Here is a 17,678-nt window from a genome sequence, read left to right on the forward strand (position 1 = left end):
GGGTCAGGGGGCCGGGGGGTCAGAGGGCCGGGTGGGGTACAACCAGGAACGACACGGGCGCGAATGCCCGTGCGCGGAGTGTCCCCGGTCCCGTCGGCGTACTCTTCGCGGCGTCCGAACGGGTACGCCGGAGTACAGTGACCGACATCCCCTCTCCGACGCGCAGCGAGGTCGCCATGACGTCCCAGGAACCGCCCCCCGCCGGGTACGCCGAGGTCCAGGTCGTCGCCGCGTCACCCGAGGTCGCCCGTCGGGTGGCCCAGGTGCTCCGCCACAGCTTCGCCGCGACCGAGCAGCGCAGCTTCCCCGCGGGCGCCGAAGGCGGGACCCGTCTCGAACTCACCGTGGACACGACCCGGGTGGAGGAACCGGCCCGTTCTTGGCTGGAATCCAGCCGCTGAGGACGGTGCCCAGGTCAGAGGTGCCCCTGTCAGAACGGTTCGAGGAGTAGCCTCAAGGGTGTCGAGGGCTTTCGCGGGTCGGCACCGTCGCCGGTCCCGTCCTCGGTGAAACACCACCGGGTGCTCCGTCCGGCGACGAAGCCCCGCAGTCAGGCGTGTCACCATGACCTTGAACACCACCCAGCTCCTTCCGCACGCGGCACCCTTCCGTCCGCGGTCCGCGCGCCTCGTTCTCGGCTCTGCCAGCCGCTTCGGGCGGCCGGACGGTGCTTGGTGGCCCCGCACCCGCGACCTGGCGCGTGAACTCGGCGAACTGGCCGACGTGATCGATCCGCTGTGGGGCCGCCTCACCCATGTCGCCGTCAACCCCCGCCACTGGTGGCCCGTCCCGGGCGGTCTGGTAGTCGTCAATGACCACGAGGTGACGGTCGACCGTTTCACCGATTCGTCGAATCGGCACAGGATCCTGTTGCAGTCCTACACCGCGGGCTGCTGGGACCTTCTCGTGGTTCCGCCGCCGACCAGTTCGTCGTCGGCCGCTCTGCTCATGGCCGCGTCCGCGTCCCCGACAAGGTGAACGGCAGAGCGGCACCCGTCCGCCGCGCCGAGCCCTCCGCCCGCCGCCGGGCCCCTGCGCGCCGCTCCTGGGGCACGCGCACGATCAGGTCGGTTGCCCCGGGTCCCCCGGGTCAGCTCGCCCGGTGCCGGTGTCGATGAGAATCTGTTCCGCCGTCGTCTGACCGCCGGCGCGAACGGCCGCGGCCATGGCGGCGCGCGCGGCGTCGCGCGTCGCGTGCGGCGGGACGACGAGGAGGGAGAAGAGATCCTTGTCGCCCCGAGTGACGAGGATGGTGTCGTCACCGACCGGGAACGAGTCGATGTGGACGATACGGCCGCCGATCGTCATCCTCGTCGGCAGTCCGTCCCAGGCGTCGCCGTCCAGGCCGACCCGGGTGATGGGCCCGAGATACTCGGACAGCGCCGTGACCAGGCCGGGGAGTTCACTGGCGATATCGCGGGAACGTGGCCACCACGCCCCGTCGAGCGCGCCCTGCCGGTCGTGGGTCGTCTCCAGCCGCACCACGGCCGTCCCTGGTCGTGGCACCGCCTGATGGACGGCGTCGGGCAGGAGCCTGGTCACCCGCGGGGCATCTGACTCGGACATCGCGCTCGCCTGCCTACCGGAAACGACAGCACCAAAACCCTCTGCGCTTCACGGTACTCCTCGGCCGACGGCGGCCCAGGGGGGGCACACCGGGTCCCCGGGGCGCCGGCACTCACCGGCTGGCCCGCGGCGGCCCCGGGGCAGGCGGCTTCCCGGCACTGCTCGGCCGGGCATCCCGATGCGTCCGGCGCAGGTGCACATGCCGGGAGGACGGTCACGATAGCGTGGGCGGAACGCGCCGGAAGGTGCGCGGGGCGGGGTTTCTTGTGGCCACGTGGCGGTACCCCGGAGGTTTCCCCTTGTCTGCTGCACCGCGTGAGCGTTCGGTCTTTCTCGGGCTGCTGCCCTGGCCGGAACGCGTGCAGGTGGCCCGCGCGCTGCGGACGGAGACCGTCGGCGGCCTGGTGCTGCTGGGCGCCGCCCTGGTCGCGCTGGTGTGGGCGAACACCCCGTGGAGCGGGGGCTACGAGTCGCTGCGTGACGTCCACTTCGGCGTACCCGTGCTGGGCCTGGACCTTTCGGTGCAGCACTGGACCGCCGACGGGCTGCTCACCGTCTTCTTCCTGGTCGCCGGGATCGAACTCAAGCGCGAACTCCTGGTCGGCGGGCTGAGTACCCCGGCCATGGCGCTCCTGCCGGTCGTCGCCGCGGTCTGCGGCATGGTGGTACCCGCGGCGATCTACCTGGCCGCGGTCACGGCCGGAGGCGGGCGGGCGGGTGGCTGGGCGGTGCCGATGGCCACCGACATCGCCTTCGCCCTGGCGGTGCTCGCCGTGCTCAGCACCCACCTGCCCACCGCTCTGCGGGCCTTCCTGCTGACCCTCGCGGTCGTCGACGACCTGGGCGCGATCCTGGTCGTGGCGGTGTTCTTCTCCGGTGGTCTGCGACCGGCCGCGCTCGGCGGGGCCTTCGCCGGGCTGGTGGTGTTCTACCTGTTGCAGCGGTTCCGGGTGCGCGGCTGGTGGTGGTACGTGCCGCTGGGCGTGGCCATCTGGGGGCTGACCTACAACGGCGGTGTGCACGCCACCGTGTCCGGCGTGGCCATGGGCCTGGCCCTGCGCTGCGTCCGGGACCCGGAAGCGGGGGAGGACTCCTCGCCCGGGGAACGCGCCGAGTACCTCCTGCGCCCGGTGTCCGCCGGCTTCGCCGTACCGCTGTTCGCCCTGTTCGCCGCCGGAGTGAGTATCTCGCCCGGCATGCTGGGCGAGACGTTCACCCGACCGGAGCCGCTGGGCGTGCTGCTGGGACTGGTCGTCGGCAAGTCGGTGGGGATCTTCACCGGAACCTACCTCGCCGCCCGGTTCACCCGCGCCCGGCTCAACCCCGATCTGGCCTGGGCCGACGTCTTCGCCCTCGCGGTGCTGTCCGGCATCGGGTTCACGGTCGCCCTCCTGATCGCCGAGGTGTCCTTCCCCGACCCCGCGGCCACCGGGCAGATCAAGGCCGCGGTCCTGCTGGGCTCGGTGCTCGCCGCGGGCACCGCCGCGCTGCTGGTCAAACGTCGTGACCGCGTCTACCGCAGACTCTGGGAGGCGGAGAGCCGCGACGAGGATGCCGGCGGCATCCCCGACGTCTGATGCCGGGGTGCCGGGGCCCTTCGCGCGAGTCCGGCGTCTCCCAAGCATCCGCCTGACCGCCCCCGTACTGATCACCATCGACCGGACTTCGTACGAGACGCCCGTCAACGCCGTCGCGGGGATGTGACCCTTGTTGCAGTACAGGAGTCCCCGGCGCGCTCGCCATTGTGCCGTCCGCTGGTGCGGGAGTGGGTGGCACACGGCCCGTCGAGGGAGGTCAGAGGGCTGTGGGCGGGCGTCACGGCAGGAAATCCGCGCCCACGGGGAGCAATATCTGTATCCGCGAAATGAGAAATAGGGTTCAAGTACGGGGAGCATTCCTCGGCCGACCGGCGGAGCGGAATTATCCATCGTGCAAGGCCGATCGCACCGTGCTACTGTCGATCTCAGTTGCAGGTGTGGTTGCCAGAAGGTTTTTCCGACGGCTGATCATCACGGCGACACCGGAATACGCACAGGGCGTATTCCCGTACACCGCCTCCGAAGGAGAAACAATGGCTACTGGCACCGTGAAGTGGTTCAACGCGGAAAAGGGCTTCGGCTTCATCGAGCAGGACGGCGGCGGCGCCGACGTCTTCGCCCACTACTCCAACATCGCCGCCCAGGGCTTCCGCGAGCTGCTGGAGGGCCAGAAGGTGTCGTTCGACGTCGCGCAGGGCCAGAAGGGTCCGACGGCCGAGAACATCGTTCCCGCCTGACGCTCCGGCACTGACGCATACTTCGCAGCTGGGGCCCGCACCTTGGGGTGCGGGCCCCAGCTCGCTTCATTTCCAGGGTGATTCTCCCCTGTCATTTCTCGGCCCGTTCTCGCGATTCTCTGCGCCGCTCACTTCGCTGCGGAATTCCTTGATACGTGCCCGCATCGAGGAAGGTTCCGCATGAACCGCACCCGTACCACCCGCGCACGCACCCATCGCACACTCGACCGCTCCGGCGTTCCGCGCCAATCCAACGGCTACGAAACCCGACGGTCGGCGCGGGGCGAGTTCGCCCTGCCGAAGACGGTCACGCCCCCTTTGCCCCCTGTCGAGTCGTTCGCCGATCTCGCCATGCCGGCTCCGTTGCTGGCCGCGCTCGGCCATGAAGGCGTGACGGCGCCGTTCCCGATCCAGGCTGCGACCCTGCCCAACTCCCTGGCGGGCCGTGACGTACTCGGTCGCGGGCGTACCGGGTCGGGCAAGACCCTCGCCTTCGGCCTCCCGGTGCTGGCCCGTACGGCGGGACGGCGGGCCGAGCCGCGCCGGCCGCTGGCCCTGGTTCTCGTCCCCACCCGTGAGCTGGCCCAGCAGGTCACCGACTCGCTCGCTCCATACGCCCGCTCCGTGAAGCTGAGGCTCACCACCGTCGTCGGCGGAATGTCCATCGGCAGGCAGGCCGGTGCGCTGCGCGCCGGCGCCGAGGTGGTCGTCGCGACGCCCGGTCGCCTCAAGGACCTCATCGACCGGGGCGACTGCCGACTCACCGACGTCGACGTCACGGTTCTCGACGAGGCCGACCAGATGACCGACATGGGTTTCATGCCCCAGGTCACCGCCCTGCTCGACCAAGTGCGCCCCGAGGGCCAGCGGATGCTGTTCTCGGCCACCCTGGACCGCAACGTCGACCTGCTGGTCCGCCGCTACCTGACCGACCCTGTGGTGCACTCCGTCGACCCGTCGGCCGGTGCCGTCACCACGATGGAACACCACGTACTCCACGTGCACGACGCGGACAAGCACCGCACCACCACCGAGATCGCGGCCCGGGACGGCCGGGTCATCATGTTCCTGGACACCAAGCACGCCGTGGACCGGCTGACGAAGCACCTGCTGAACAGCGGTGTGCGCGCCGCCGCCCTGCACGGCGGCCGGTCCCAGCCCCAGCGCACCCGGACACTCGCGCAGTTCAAGGACGGTCACGTCACCGTCCTGGTGGCGACCAACGTCGCGGCCCGCGGCATCCACGTCGACAGCCTCGACCTGGTCGTCAACGTGGATCCGCCCAGCGACCACAAGGACTATCTGCACCGTGGCGGCCGTACGGCCCGCGCCGGGGAGTCCGGCAGCGTGGTCACCCTGGTGACCCCCGGGCAACGCCGCGGCATGACCCGGCTGATGGACCTGGCCGGCATCAGCCCGCGCGTCACCCCGATCCGCTCGGGCGAGGCGGAGCTGAGCCGCATCACAGGAGCCCAAGCGCCCTCCGGGGTACCCGTGGTCATCACCGCGCCTGTCGTGGAGCGGCGACCCCGCCGCGCCTCTTCGCCGCCCCGGGACCGCCAGGGCCGCAGCGGCGGCCAGGGCCGACCTGCCGGGCCGATGGTGCGCCGCAGGGCACAGCGGCGGCCCGGCAACAACTCGGCTGCCTAGGCCGCCGACCATCCCCCACCGAAGGCCGACCATGCCCCCACCGAAGGAGACACCCTTGACGCCAGCGCGGACGCACTACTACGGCACGCTGCATCCCTTCGTCCCCGTGACCGGGGTCGAGGTCATCGAAGAGCACGGGCCTCAGGTGGGTGACGACATGACCGTCGAGGTGGCTCTGGCCCTCATGGCGGGTGCCCGGGTCGAGTACCTGACCGTGTGCGACGGGGACCACCAGAGCACGGGTCTGGTCACCCGGGCCCGGCTCGCCGTTCTCCGCGACAGTTCCGCGTACACGGACCGGATTCGTCTGCGGGACGTTCTCGGCGAATCGCCGCCCTCGCCCGGTGGCCGCTCGGGCGGTGCCGGTGCGTACGTCCGCGTCCCCGGCGTACCCGCCCTCTCCTGCTGATCCGTCCTGCCCCGGGCGGCCCGTTCTCCTTCTCCCCGCTACCACCCCCGCGACTCCTCCCCCGCGACCTCCCCGCCGCGGCTTCTCCCCTGTGAGGCATCATGCGCTGCGTCATCGCCCGGTACCCGTTCGACCTGACCCGGACCGGGGTGCTGGCCTCGATGAAGGGCGTCAGGCCCGAACTCGTCACGGGTGCGACCGTGACCATCGGCCGCCGCCGCTACCCCGCCAAGCAGGTGGGCCAGGTCATCACACGCCAGGACCCCCGTGACTTCACCGTCGGCGAAGTCGTGCGGGCCATGACGCGTCTCGGCTTCACCTGCCACGACCGCCCCCGGGGAACGCCCGTGAGCAAGGGAGCGCCCGCCCTCCTCCCCCTCGCCACCGCGTCCGCCCTGCTCGGCGGCACCGGACCCGTGGCGGCGTGAGGACCGGCGGGAAACCGCCTCAGGAGCCCGGTGGGGGCCCTGCCGACGCGCGTCGGCAGGGCCCCCACCGCTATGTCGCCGTCCGCTCGGAAAGCGCCGACCGGGCGACGGGGCGGAGACAGCCTCTCACCGGTCGAAGTGGACGAGATCTCCTACGGTCCAAGCGCTGACGTCCTTGATGGCGACCCGGTACATGCCACCCGTCTCCGGGATGCCGAGGCTGCCCTGCAGAATCCGGGCGAGATGAAAGTGCAGATGCGTGGGCGTCTCGCCGCGACCGGGCCGGTCCCCTCGCGGACTGCGCGCGAGGACGTCCGAGAACGGGCCGAGACGGTCGGAGTCCTTCAGCACCTCCGCCACCCGCTCCCTCCATACGGCCTCCGGAGCGAGCCGGCCGGTGATGACGGCGCCGCCGACGACCACGGTCAGCGACATCTGATTGCTCCGCTCGGACTCCACCGCGGCGGCAATGGCGACGAGCAACTCATCAGGGTTCGACATGACCGCAGAGCTTATTCGGCCACCCGTACCCGAAGCCCCTGCGGGGTTGAAGTGACCGCGGGGTCGAAGTGACCGCGTGCGCGACCAGGCGGCTTCCGCCCAACAGGGCGGTCCGGTCACGGCAGGGTTCCTCCTCCGCCTGAAGAGTGAAATCTCCACTTGCTGGAGTAGCTTTTCGCTCCCGACGTGGGTATGCTTCTTCTCGTAGACACAGGTCGATGAGATCCGCCAGACACGAACTGGCGGGTGCTTCACGCAAAGCAGGTCCAGAGAGGAACGGAGGAGCAGACGCCATCAGGATCGCCCGGCCCGGGAAACACTTCACTCGGTCCGGGTACCGCAAGACCCCGGAATGGATGGTGGTCCCCGGTCAAGCAGCTGCGATCCCCCCGCACCCCCCTCTGCCGGGCCGGGAGCGGAAACAGAAGGTCGGCACAGCAGTAGGGCCGACAGATGGTGTTCAATTTCCTTCGGGGCCCTGGTGCCGTACGGCACCAGGGCCCCTCGACGCGTTGCACAGCGAGGTGACATGACATCGGACAACCCCCTGAATGATCGTCTGGACGACGACGACTACCCGGCGTACTCAATGGGCCGGGCAGCCGAGATGCTCGGCACCACCCCGGCCTTCCTCCGAGCCATCGGGGAGGCTCGTCTGATCACTCCGCTCCGCTCGGAGGGAGGACATCGCCGGTACTCCCGCTACCAACTACGGATCGCCGCGCGCGCCCGGGAACTCGTCGACAAGGGGACTCCGATCGAGGCCGCGTGCCGCATCGTCATCCTTGAGGACCAGCTCGAGGAAGCACAGCGCATCAACGCCGAGTACCGTCGCGCCGCCGGCGAACCGGCGGGCCGTGCCGGCTCCGGCTCCGCCTGAAGACGCGGGGCGTGTTCCTGGCGCGTGCCGCGGCCCGGGCCCCGGACACGCGGGCGGTCACGGCGCGGTGGCCGAAGCCGGGCCCACCAGTTCCGACAGCACGTCCTCCATCGTCACGAAGCCGATCACCTTGCCGCTCCCGCCGAGTACGGCGGCCAGGTGGCTGCCCTCGGCGCGCAGGGCGGTGAGGGTGTCGTCCAGGGGGGTGTCGATGTCGACCCGGGTGACCGGGTGCAGGGCGGTGGTGGGGAAGGGGCGGTCGCGGTCGGGGACGCCGAGGGTGTCCTTGATGTGCAGATAGCCGAGCAGGGTGTCCTCGGGGCCGACGACCGGGAAGCGGGAGTAGCCCGCCTGGGCGGCCACGCGTTCCAGCCGGGCCGGGGTGACCGAGGCGTCCACCGTACGCATCCGCTGCGTCGGCACGAGGATCTCGCCGACCGGGCGGGTGCCCAGCTCCAGGGCGTCGCGCAGGCGTTCGCCGTCGGCGGGCGACAGCAGCCCCGCCTCGCTGGCGTCCACGACCATGCGGGCCAGCTGGTCGTCGGTGAAGACGGCCTCGACCTCGTCCTTCGGCTCGACGCGCAGCAGTTTCAGCAGCGTGTTGGCGAAGGCGTTGATGCCGAAGACGACCGGGCGCAGCGCGCGGGTGAGGGCCACCAGGGGCGGGCCGAGGAGCAGCGCGGTGGCCACGGGCGCGGCGAGGGCGATGTTCTTCGGGACCATCTCGCCGATCAGCATGTGCAGATACGTCGCCAGGGTGAGCGCGATGACGAACGCGATGGGGTGGACCAGGCCGTGCGGGACGCGGGCCGCCTCGAAGGCGGGCTCCAGCAGGTGCGCCATGGCGGGTTCGGCGACCGCGCCGAGGACCAGCGAGGAGACGGTGATGCCCAGTTGGGCGGTCGCCATCATCGCCGAGAGGTGTTCCAGGCCCCACAGGGTCATCCGGGCCCGTGCGTCGCCCTGGCGGGCGCGGGGTTCGATCTGGCTGCGGCGCACCGAGATCAGCGCGAACTCACCGCCGACGAAGAAGGCGTTGGTCAGCAGTGTCAGGGCGCCGATGAGGAGTTGGACGACGGTCATCGGGCCACCCCCGGCTGGTCCGCAGCGGCGACATCGGTGTCGGCATCGGTGTCGGTGTCGGCCGGGGCGGGAGCCGTGATGCGGACCCGTTCCGCGCGGTGGTGCTCGACCTCCACCACCTCCAGCCGCCAGCCGTCGACGTCGACGGTGTCGCCCTGGGCGGGGATGCGGGCGAGGCGGGTGGCCACCAGACCGGCCGCGGTCTCGTAGGGGCCGTCGGGCGCGGTGAGCCCTATGGCGGCCAGTTCGTCCAGGCGTACGCTGCCGTCCGCCTCCCAGACCGCGCGCCCGTCGCCGGTGCTCGGGGCGGGCAGCAGGCCGGGGGCCTCGACGGGGTCGTGCTCGTCGCGGACCTCGCCGACGACCTCCTCCACGATGTCCTCCATGGTGGCCACGCCCGCCGTACCGCCGTACTCGTCGATGACGACGGCCATGGTGCGGTGCGCGCGCAGCCGTTCCAGCAGCCGGTCGGCCGTCAGGCTGTCCGGCACCAGCAACGGCTCGGTGGCCAGCTCCATGACCGTGGTGACCGCCCGTTTCTCCGGTTCCAGGGCGAGTACGTCGCGGATGTGGACGGTGCCGACGACCTCGTCGAGGCTGTCGCGGTAGACCGGGAAGCGGGACAGCCCGGTCGCGTACGTCAGGTTCGCGGCGTCGGCCGCGGTGGCGTGCGCCTCCAGGGCCCGTACGTCGACCCGCGGGGTCATCACGTTCTCGGCGGTCAGCTCGCCCAGGTGCAGGGTGCGGACGAACAGTTCGGCGGAGTCCGCTTCCAGCGCGCCCTCGGCGGCCGAGTGCCGGGCGAGGGCGATGAGTTCCTCGGGGCTGCGCGCGGAGGCCAGTTCCTCGGCGGGCTCCAGGCCGAAGCGGCGTACGAAACGGTTCGCGGTGTCGTTCAGATGGCGGATGAACGGGCCGAAGGCCGCGGTGAAGCCGCGCTGCGGGTCCGCGACCACCTTGGCGACCGCCAGCGGGCGGGAGATCGCCCAGTTCTTGGGCACCAGTTCGCCCACCACCATCAGTACGACGGTGGAGACCGCCACACCCAGCACGGTCGCCGTCGGCGAGGCCGCCCCGCCCAGGCCCGTGGCCGCCAGCGGCCCGCGCAGCAGCGCCGCCAGCGACGGCTCGGCGAGCATGCCGATCACCAGGGAGGTGACGGTGATGCCGAGTTGGGCACCGGAGAGCTGGAGGGTCAGACGTCGTACGGCCTTCAGCGCGCCGTCGGCGCCGCGCTCGCCCGCCTCGGCGGCACGTTCCAGCTCACCGCGCTCGACGGTGGTCAGGGAGAACTCGGCCGCGACGAACACCGCACAGGCCAGGGTGAGGAGGAGGGCCAGCAGGAGCAGCAGGATCGCGGTCACCGTGCCACCCCCGCTCCCTCGGTGGCACGGGGTCGGCGGGTCGCGGCACGGCCGGTACTGGGAGGCTCACCCATCGGGGGAACGTCGCTCCTTCTACTGACTGTGATGGTGGGAGGCATGATCTCCTTGCTCTACACCAACTGTAAAGGAAGGAGTGGACGCCACGATGGTGTTCAAACGACTGCTCGGTTCGCTCGGTGTGGGCGGTCCCACGGTGGACACGGTCCTCGACCCGGGCGCCGCACGCCCCGGCCAGACCCTGTCCGGGCAGGTCCAACTCAAGGGCGGAGACGCCGACTTCGACATCGAGCACATCACCCTGGAACTGGTGGCGCGGGTCGAGGCCGAGCACGACGGCGGGGAGAGCGAGGGCGTGGTCGCCTTCGGCCGGTTCACCGTCGGCGGCGGCTTCCGTCTCGCCGCGGGCGAGCCGCGCGCCGTGCCGTTCGGCGTGACGCTGCCGTGGGAGACCCCGGTCACCGAGCTGTACGGGCAGGGCCTGGGCGTCGTCCTCGGGGTGCGCACCGAACTGGCGGTCGCCGGGGCACGGGACAAGGGCGACCTGGACCAGCTGACCGTCGCCCCGCTGCCCGTCCAGGAGGCGATCCTCGAAGCCCTCGGCCAGCTCGGCTTCGGTTTCCGGTCCGCGGACCTGGAGTACGGCCGCATCGGCGGCACCGGCCAGCAACTGCCCTTCTACCAGGAGATCGAGCTGACCCCGGCGCCGCAGTACGCGCACCAGGTCAACGAGATCGAGGTGACCTTCCTGACCAACCCCGGCGGCGTGGAAGTCGTCCTGGAGGCGGACAAGCGCGGCGGTCTGTTCACCTCCGGCCATGACACGCTGACCCGGTTCACCGTCCCCCACGAGGGTGTCGAACACCAGGACTGGAACACCGTCGTCGACGGCTGGATCCGCCAGCTGGTGGAGCACCGGGCGGCGTACGGCTCCCACAGCGCCTACGGCCACGGGGACCCGTACGGCCAGAGTCACGGCCACAGTCACGGACACGGTCCGGGACACGGACACGACGGTCACCGCTCCGGCCCCGGTATGGGAACCGCCGTCGCCGCGGGGGCCGCCGGGCTCGCCGTCGGGGTGGCCGGTGGCATGGTCGCGGCGGAGGTCGTCGACGAGGTCGGCGACTTCTTCGAGGGCGAGGACGAGGAGGAGGCGGGGGAAGAGGAGGGCTGACGGGGGCGGGCGGCGGCCGGGCACCCGCTGTCCGAACAAACCCCCGGCGAACGGGCGGAACTTGTCCGGCCCGCCGCGAGTTTCTACATTGCTGTAGATACTCATGGGGCAACGGGCCGCCGCCAGGGCGGGCCGGGCCCCCGACCGACCATATGGAGTTCGCATGGCCCTGTGGGACCGCCTCAAGGAGTCCGCGTCGACGATGCAGACCCAGCTCATGGCGAAGAAGAACGACCTCAAGAGCGGCGCCTTCCGGGACGCGAGCATGGCGATGTGCGCCCTGGTCGCCGCCGCCGACGGCACCATCGACCCGTCCGAGCGGCGGCGCGTGGCCCAGCTCATCGCCACCAACGAGGTGCTCCAGAACTTCGACGCCATGGACTTGCAGCGGCGCTTCGAGGCCAATCTCGACAAGCTCACCGCCGACTTCGACTTCGGCAAGGTGAGCGTGCTCCAGGAGGTCGCCAAGGCGAAGAAGAAGCCCGCCGAGGCACGTGCCGTCATCCAGATCGGCATCGTCATCGGCGGCGCCGACGGCGACTTCGACAAGACCGAGCAGGCCGTGGTCCGTGAGGCCTGCTTCACCCTCGACCTGCCGCCGCACGAGTTCGACCTCTGACCGACGGGACCCGCGTCCGGCGCCTCCCGGGCGCCGGACGGCCGGGAGACGGGCCTCGCCGCCCGGTCACAGGGGCGTGGCGGCGTGCAGGATGAGGAACATCGTCACGGCAGAGTTCGCCGACGACATCGCCGAGACGGCCGTCCCCACGGCCGCGCCCCAGGCCGCCAGGCCGACGGTGGTGAACAGCGAGGGCCAACTGCGTACGACAGGCGCCGGACCGAGCAGCGCCGCCACCCGCCGTGGCACCGGCCCCGCGGCGGCGAACGCCAGCAGCGTGGGCAGCGGGGTGCCCCGGGACACCAGCGCCGCCTTGCCGATCGCGCGTGCCACGACCCGACGGCTGCCCACCGACTGCGCAGCCTCCTCGTCGGCCCACCGTTCCGCCGAGTACGACACCGCCGTACACAGCGGACGCAGGAAGGGGTTCGCCCGCGCGGCCAGCCGTACGGTGAGCAGGAACCGGTGGTGCCGGGCGGCGAGGTGAGCGCGCTCGTGGGCGAACAGCGCCCGGCGCTCGGCCGGTTCGAGGCACTCCAGCATCGCCGTGGTCACGACGACCCGGTCCCGGCGACCGCCGGGCAGCGCGTACGCGTAAGGCACCCCGTCCGGCAGTACGACCACCTCGGTGCCCGGCAGCCCGGACAGTGCCCGGTGGGCGCCGCGGCGCACCCGGCCGTGCCGCCACAGCGTCCGGCCACAGGCCACCAGCACGGCGAACAGCGCGGGGATGGCGGCCTTGCCGACCACCTCGTCGTACGGCAGCGCCGCCCGCACCTCGGGATCGGACCAGCCGTCGGGCAGCGGGTTGCCGGGCAGCTGGGCGGTGCCGACCACCATGACCAGCCCGAGGCAGACCGTGCTGCACGTCGCCATCACGGCGGCCACCCAGGTCAGCAGCCGGGTCGCGGCCCGCGGGTGCAGGTGCTGTTCGGCCAGACGGGCGATCGGCCACGCCGTCAACGGCAGGACCAGCGGCAGAAAGACGAAGACCCCCATGAGGCGTCAGTCTTCCCCTTCGCCCCGGGTGCGACGCAGCAGTTCCCGCAGCAGACGCTCGTCGTCCGGGCCGAGCCCGGTCACGAAGCTGGCCAGCACCGCCTGCCGGTCGCTCTCGGCGTCCAGCACCTTGCGCATCCGGTGCGCCGCGAGGCCCGCCTCGTCCGACGCCGACGTCCACACGAAGGACCGGCCGACGCGCTCGCGCGTCACCGCGCCCTTGGCCAGCAGCCGGGTCAGGATCGTGATCACGGTCGTATAGGCGAGGTCACCGCCGAGGCGCTCCTGCACCCAGCCCGCCGTCGCCGGTTCGTCCGCCGCCCGCAGCGCCGACAGGACCAGCGCCTCCAGCTCACCCTGTCCCCGCCGCCGGGACTGCCGCTGATCGGTCACGCCCTGTCTCCCTTCCGCCGCCGCCGTTTTCCCGACCGGCCATCGTATAGAGGCCCGACGGCCGCGCAGGGACCTCGCGCACGCCGTCCTCACCCCACACTCTTCTACAGTGCTGTAGATTCAGAACTCCGGCATGGGCCCCGTCGGGGCCACGACATGCCCCACCGAGCAGACCGTGAGACCGAGTCCAAGGAGGAGTACGCAGTGGGAGTTTCCCTGGCCAAGGGTGGCAACGTCTCGCTCAGCAAGGAGGCTCCGGGCCTGACCGCCGTGCTCGTCGGCCTGGGCTGGGACGTCCGCACCACCACCGGCACCGACTACGACCTCGACGCCTCCGCGCTCCTGCTCGACACCTCCGGAAAGGTCCTGTCGGACCGGCACTTCGTCTTCTACAACAACCTCACCAGCCCCGACGGCTCGGTCGAGCACACCGGCGACAACCTCACCGGTGAGGGCGAGGGCGACGACGAGGCGATCAAGGTGAACCTCGCCGCCGTACCCGCCGAGGTCGACCGCGTCGTCTTCCCGGTCTCCATCCACGACGCCGAGAGCCGCGGCCAGAGCTTCGGCCAGGTCCGCAACGCCTTCATCCGCATCGTCAACCAGGCGGGCGGTGCGGAGATCGCCCGCTACGACCTGTCCGAGGACGCCTCGACCGAGACGGCCATGGTCTTCGGCGAGCTGTACCGCCACGGCTCCGAGTGGAAGTTCCGCGCGGTCGGACAGGGCTACGCCTCCGGACTCTCCGGCATCGCGGCCGACTTCGGCGTCAACGTCTGACAGCCAGCCTTGCCCGCTCGCCCGCACGGTCAGCGGGCGGGAGCGACGACGAAAAGGACAGGACCCGCATGTTCGGACTGAGCGAACTCGCCGTCATCCTCATCGTGGTGATAGCCGTCCTCGCCGCCAAGAGACTCCCCGACCTGGCCCGCTCCGCGGGCAAGTCGGCCCGCATCCTCAAGTCCGAGGCCCGCGCCATGAAGGACACGGAACCCCCCACCCCGCCCGGACAACCGGAGGACAGGCCGAGGCTGTAGCGGCGCGGGGCGGTCCGGCCCCGGTCCTGGGGACTGGCCAGGACCGGCTTCCGTCGCCCGGCAACCTCGGAGCGCCGTCAACTGCTGGTGACGGGCATGGGCAGCTTTCGTCCGGCGTGTTCGGATGAGGGTGTATCAGGCCGGGCAGCACACGGGGCGGTGGGACCAAGGATGGACCGGTCGGGACGGGCAGTGATGTGGCTGACGCTCGCCGTCGTGGCGCTCCTCGCCGGGGTGGCATCGGCCTACGAGGTCCGCGGGGCGCTGGAGCGGGAGCGGGAGTTCCATGCCGCGCCGGCGTGCGCCTCCGCCCCCGCGGAGGCGTCAAGGTGCCTGTGGGAGCAGGACTTCACCGTGCGGAAGGCCGACATGCACCGCGGTGAGCGGAACCAGTCGGCGCAGGCGGAGCTGTTGCTGCCGTCCGGCAAGCCGTGGAGAGTGACGTTCCGCAACACCGAGCCAGTGGCGTCACAACTGGAGCCGGGCGACGAGGTCGTGGGGCTGATCTGGTACGGCCAGGTCGTCGAGCTGCGGGACGCCGACGGCCGGAGCCAGCAGACCTCCGACGGCCCCGTGGGTTGGCCCGAGGACCGCCTCGGGGGCGCCTTCGCCTGCTTCTCGTTCGGTGTGATCGCCCTCGCCGGAGCACTGTGGTCGCTCTTCGCACGGGGCAGACGCGGTCACGAGCAGGCCGCCTCGGTGGTGCGCTGGCACGGCGTAGGTCTGGGCGTCGCGACCATCCTGGTCTTGTGGGTGGCGTCTGCCGGCGACTGGCCCCTGTGGGCGATCCCGGCAGCCTGGGGAGGGCTCGCACTGGTCTTCCTGACCTCCATGGTGGCTTCCGCCACCGCGACTGTGCGCAGGGGCCTCGAGAGCGAGGAAGAGCGGGCCGAGTCAGGGCGGATGGAGGGGCTGAAGTGACGGACCGCCGATGACCAACTCGGCGCGGAGCATGGAGCCCGCCCTCCCGGCGGAGGACGGGACTTCGCGGACATGAAGCTGGGAACGCAACCCGTCCAGGCCTGGGCCACCGCTGGGAGCCGGCTGTGAGTACGTACCCCGGCCGGTCCCCCCTCGCCCTGTGGACGCTCGGTCTGCTGGCCACGGCGAGCGTCCCGGCGTCCGGCGCGCCACGAGGTGGCGGACGCCCTCTACCTGGACGCCCTGCCGACCGTCGCCCGGGGAACACGAACCCCGTCCCTCAGCCCGCAGCCCGTTCCGCGGACACCGTCCGTCGAGGCGCCGGACGGTCCAGATGGGCCACCACGGTGGCGTAGAACCGGTGTACGGAGTCGTCGACGCTGCGGATGAAGCCGGTCTCGGCGTTGCCCCGCCCGCTGCCCATGCCCTTGAAGAGGGACAGCCGGAAGCCGGTGATCTGCGTGCCGTTCTTGGGGAGCAGGTCAGCGGGCTCCGGGCGCAGGCGTTCCAGGGTGCCCCGTGGGCCTCCCGCCTCGCCTTCCACCAGCGTCTCGATGTGGAGGTCGGCGGGCGCCTCAGCGAGGCGTCTGACAAGGCGCTTCGCCCAGGTGAGGGGATAGCCCTGTTCGGGGGCAGGGATCTCGATGGAGGTGCGGAGTTTGCCCGTACGCAGATCCGCGGTGATCGCGAGGACGCCGGGCGTGCCCTCGATGCGCAGCTCGGCCTGGAGCCTTCCCTCCAGACACAGTTGGTCGGCCAGGTGGGTACGGCGGGCTCCGGGGTCGGTTCCGCGCCTCGAGCGCTGGACGGGCAGCACCTTCTGACCGAGTTCGCCCCCGAGCCTGAGACAGACCTGACGGATCAGGCGCTCCCAGCTCTCCACCACCTCCATGGCCCGTGGGTCTCCCTGGCACAGGGTCTCGTCGTCGATCCCGTTGCGTACCGGGACCCAGGCCACGCCCATGTTCTGGAAGCCGTGGCACCCGGAGTTGTCGTGCTGGAGGTAGTGCAACAGCTCCTGGAGCAGCCAGGCGTGCGCCATGTTGCCCACGCCCTCGTGCCGGATCAGCATCTGGGCCTGGTGGGCCACTTCCGCCCAGGACAGGTGCCAGAGGGCCACCTTGTGCTTGCGCCGCTTGTCGATCCTGACGTCGACCAGCGGGCTGCCTTCCAGCGCGACGTCGTTCGACAAGGTGATGACGGCCTCGTAGCCCCGGCGGGCGGCGATGTCCATGTACGCCTGCACCTGTTCGGCCTTGAGGGAGTTCCCGTTGGTCTTCGTCTCGACCAGTGCCGTCCACAGCTTCCCGGCCCGCTCGACGCGGATCACCCCGTCGGGGCGTCGTGGGCTGTCGCCGTGCGGCAAGGAGACCTCGGTGAACGTCTCCATGCGGCCCGCGGGCGCTCCGAAGGCGGCCGTGAGCCTCCGGCCGAACTCGGGAATCTGCGCCATCACCGACAGCAGCACCGAGGTGGCGCGCATCTCACGGTCCCGGTCGCTCTTGAGCGCGGAGACCGGGAAGAGTTTCGCCTCCTTCCAGGACTCGTTCTCCGCCAGGGACTTCTTGACCACCTTGGGCAGGGTGATCTTCTTCTTGGCCGTGCGGGGCCGCGCGGCCGGCTTCCTCGACCCGGCGTCCTCGTCGGGCTGCCGGGGCGCCGGGATGGCCTCCAGGGTCGCTTCCGGTGCCCGATCGGTGGCGGGAGCGGGGACGGGAGCCGTCGCGTCCGCCTCCTCGTCGTGCGCTGCCCCGTCCGCGGACTCCTCGGCGGCGGCGTCGTCCTCGATGTCGACGCCGAAGTCCGTGGCCAGACCGGCCAGTCCGGCCTCGTAGCCCTGTCCGACGGCCCGTAGCTTCCACTCTCCGCCCCGGCGGTACAGCTCACCGAAGATGAACGCGCTCACCGGACCGGCATCCTCGATCGCGAACCGGAGCAGGTTCTCACCGGAGCCGTCGGCCAGCGTCAGCTGGAGGTCGTCCAGCTCCCCGAAGTGGGCTCCGTCGTACCGGCTCGCGGCGAGCACGATCCGGTCGACGTCGACCGGAACCGCCGTCAGGTCGAAGCTGATCCGGTCCTTGTTGCCGCCCCCCGTCGGCGCCTTGCCCAGGAGCTGCACGCTTCCGTCCGCCGCCACCGGGTTGTTGTAGAAGTAGAAGTCGGCGTCGCTGCGCACCTTGCCGTTCGCGTCCAGCAGCAGAACGGAGACGTCCGCGTCGCCCTCACCCGTCGGGCTGCTCCAGTCCAGACTCGCGATCACGGAGTCGACGCTTTCGCTGAGGGCCGCCAGACCTACGTTGGCACCCTTGATCAACTCGTACATAACCCCCCACCCCGATCAGCGACACGTCCTACCTG

At 71.1% G+C, this 17,678-nt stretch carries 20 protein-coding genes; 13 read left to right on the forward strand and 7 right to left on the reverse strand.

Annotation, left to right across the window (positions count from 1 at the left end):
• The first annotated feature begins 176 nt into the window (after positions 1–176).
• The gene (locus tag KBY47_RS26505) at positions 177–401 is read left to right on the forward strand and encodes a hypothetical protein (RefSeq protein ID WP_210925106.1); all 225 of its coding nucleotides are present in this window, start codon (positions 177–179) and stop codon (positions 399–401) included.
• A 163-nt stretch (positions 402–564) separates the two neighbouring features.
• Positions 565–978, forward strand: a complete 414-nt coding sequence (locus KBY47_RS26510; RefSeq protein ID WP_210925108.1) for a DUF5994 family protein — start codon at positions 565–567, stop codon at positions 976–978.
• An 84-nt stretch (positions 979–1,062) separates the two neighbouring features.
• Here KBY47_RS26510 and KBY47_RS26515 read toward each other — a convergent pair whose 3' ends face one another.
• Positions 1,063–1,566, reverse strand: coding sequence for a DUF5994 family protein (locus KBY47_RS26515; RefSeq protein WP_210925110.1), 504 nt, complete (start codon positions 1,564–1,566; stop codon positions 1,063–1,065).
• 299 nt (positions 1,567–1,865) lie between these two features.
• Between KBY47_RS26515 and nhaA the strand changes: the two genes are divergently transcribed.
• The 5 genes from nhaA to KBY47_RS26540 all read left to right on the forward strand — a co-directional run bounded on the left by nhaA (position 1,866) and on the right by KBY47_RS26540 (position 6,328).
• On the forward strand, positions 1,866–3,143 hold the full coding sequence (gene nhaA, locus KBY47_RS26520; RefSeq protein WP_210925112.1) for a Na+/H+ antiporter NhaA: 1,278 nt from the start codon (positions 1,866–1,868) through the stop codon (positions 3,141–3,143).
• Positions 3,144–3,637: 494 nt separating this feature from the next.
• Positions 3,638–3,841 (forward strand): cold-shock protein, encoded by a 204-nt coding sequence (locus KBY47_RS26525; protein WP_210925114.1) that lies wholly within the window; start codon positions 3,638–3,640, stop codon positions 3,839–3,841.
• 180 nt (positions 3,842–4,021) lie between these two features.
• Complete coding sequence (locus KBY47_RS26530) at positions 4,022–5,491, forward strand: DEAD/DEAH box helicase (protein ID WP_210925116.1); 1,470 nt, start codon at positions 4,022–4,024, stop codon at positions 5,489–5,491.
• A gap of 55 nt (positions 5,492–5,546) precedes the next feature.
• Positions 5,547–5,900 (forward strand): CBS domain-containing protein, encoded by a 354-nt coding sequence (locus tag KBY47_RS26535; protein ID WP_374103112.1) that lies wholly within the window; start codon positions 5,547–5,549, stop codon positions 5,898–5,900.
• 101 nt (positions 5,901–6,001) lie between these two features.
• Positions 6,002–6,328 carry an SCO5918 family protein gene (locus tag KBY47_RS26540; protein WP_210925119.1) on the forward strand — a complete coding sequence of 109 codons (327 nt, stop codon included), beginning with the start codon at positions 6,002–6,004 and terminating at the stop codon, positions 6,326–6,328.
• A 126-nt stretch (positions 6,329–6,454) separates the two neighbouring features.
• On the opposite strand, the gene KBY47_RS26545 is transcribed toward KBY47_RS26540, so the two are convergent.
• Positions 6,455–6,829, reverse strand: a complete 375-nt coding sequence (locus tag KBY47_RS26545; RefSeq protein ID WP_210925120.1) for a hypothetical protein — start codon at positions 6,827–6,829, stop codon at positions 6,455–6,457.
• A gap of 529 nt (positions 6,830–7,358) precedes the next feature.
• On the opposite strand from KBY47_RS26545, the gene KBY47_RS26550 reads away from it, so the two are divergent.
• Positions 7,359–7,709: a MerR family transcriptional regulator gene (locus tag KBY47_RS26550; RefSeq protein ID WP_210925121.1), complete on the forward strand. Its 351-nt coding sequence runs from the start codon at positions 7,359–7,361 to the stop codon at positions 7,707–7,709.
• A 57-nt stretch (positions 7,710–7,766) separates the two neighbouring features.
• Here the strand turns inward: KBY47_RS26550 and KBY47_RS26555 are convergent, their stop codons facing one another.
• Entirely contained in the window at positions 7,767–8,792 is a 1,026-nt protein-coding gene (locus KBY47_RS26555; RefSeq protein WP_210925123.1) for a hemolysin family protein, read from the reverse strand.
• Positions 8,789–10,156: a hemolysin family protein gene (locus tag KBY47_RS26560; protein WP_210925125.1), complete on the reverse strand. Its 1,368-nt coding sequence runs from the start codon at positions 10,154–10,156 to the stop codon at positions 8,789–8,791. Before KBY47_RS26560 ends, KBY47_RS26555 begins: the two co-directional genes overlap by 4 nt.
• A 166-nt stretch (positions 10,157–10,322) precedes the next feature.
• Between KBY47_RS26560 and KBY47_RS26565 the strand changes: the two genes are divergently transcribed.
• Positions 10,323–11,351: a sporulation protein gene (locus KBY47_RS26565; RefSeq protein WP_210925127.1), complete on the forward strand. Its 1,029-nt coding sequence runs from the start codon at positions 10,323–10,325 to the stop codon at positions 11,349–11,351.
• A gap of 163 nt (positions 11,352–11,514) precedes the next feature.
• Complete coding sequence (locus tag KBY47_RS26570; RefSeq protein WP_210925133.1) at positions 11,515–11,970, forward strand: tellurite resistance TerB family protein; 456 nt, start codon at positions 11,515–11,517, stop codon at positions 11,968–11,970.
• Positions 11,971–12,036: 66 nt separating this feature from the next.
• On the opposite strand, the gene KBY47_RS26575 is transcribed toward KBY47_RS26570, so the two are convergent.
• On the reverse strand, positions 12,037–12,969 hold the full coding sequence (locus KBY47_RS26575; RefSeq protein ID WP_210925134.1) for a M56 family metallopeptidase: 933 nt from the start codon (positions 12,967–12,969) through the stop codon (positions 12,037–12,039).
• Positions 12,970–12,975: 6 nt separating this feature from the next.
• Positions 12,976–13,362 carry a BlaI/MecI/CopY family transcriptional regulator gene (locus KBY47_RS26580; RefSeq protein WP_210925136.1) on the reverse strand — a complete coding sequence of 129 codons (387 nt, stop codon included), beginning with the start codon at positions 13,360–13,362 and terminating at the stop codon, positions 12,976–12,978.
• Between the two features lie 204 nt (positions 13,363–13,566).
• On the opposite strand from KBY47_RS26580, the gene KBY47_RS26585 reads away from it, so the two are divergent.
• The 3 genes from KBY47_RS26585 (at position 13,567) to KBY47_RS26595 (ending at position 15,320) form a co-directional block, all read left to right on the forward strand.
• A complete protein-coding gene (locus KBY47_RS26585; protein WP_210925257.1) occupies positions 13,567–14,142 on the forward strand; it encodes a TerD family protein in 576 nt (191 codons plus the stop codon).
• Between the two features lie 68 nt (positions 14,143–14,210).
• The gene (locus KBY47_RS26590; RefSeq protein ID WP_210925146.1) at positions 14,211–14,399 is read left to right on the forward strand and encodes a twin-arginine translocase TatA/TatE family subunit; all 189 of its coding nucleotides are present in this window, start codon (positions 14,211–14,213) and stop codon (positions 14,397–14,399) included.
• 195 nt (positions 14,400–14,594) lie between these two features.
• Positions 14,595–15,320, forward strand: a complete 726-nt coding sequence (locus tag KBY47_RS26595; protein WP_210925153.1) for a hypothetical protein — start codon at positions 14,595–14,597, stop codon at positions 15,318–15,320.
• 280 nt (positions 15,321–15,600) lie between these two features.
• Here KBY47_RS26595 and KBY47_RS26600 read toward each other — a convergent pair whose 3' ends face one another.
• Positions 15,601–17,643 (reverse strand): TerD family protein, encoded by a 2,043-nt coding sequence (locus tag KBY47_RS26600; protein ID WP_210925155.1) that lies wholly within the window; start codon positions 17,641–17,643, stop codon positions 15,601–15,603.
• Positions 17,644–17,678: the final 35 nt, after the last annotated feature.

Source organism: Streptomyces sp. B93, from assembly GCF_018070565.1.
Lineage (GTDB): Bacteria > Actinomycetota > Actinomycetes > Streptomycetales > Streptomycetaceae > Streptomyces.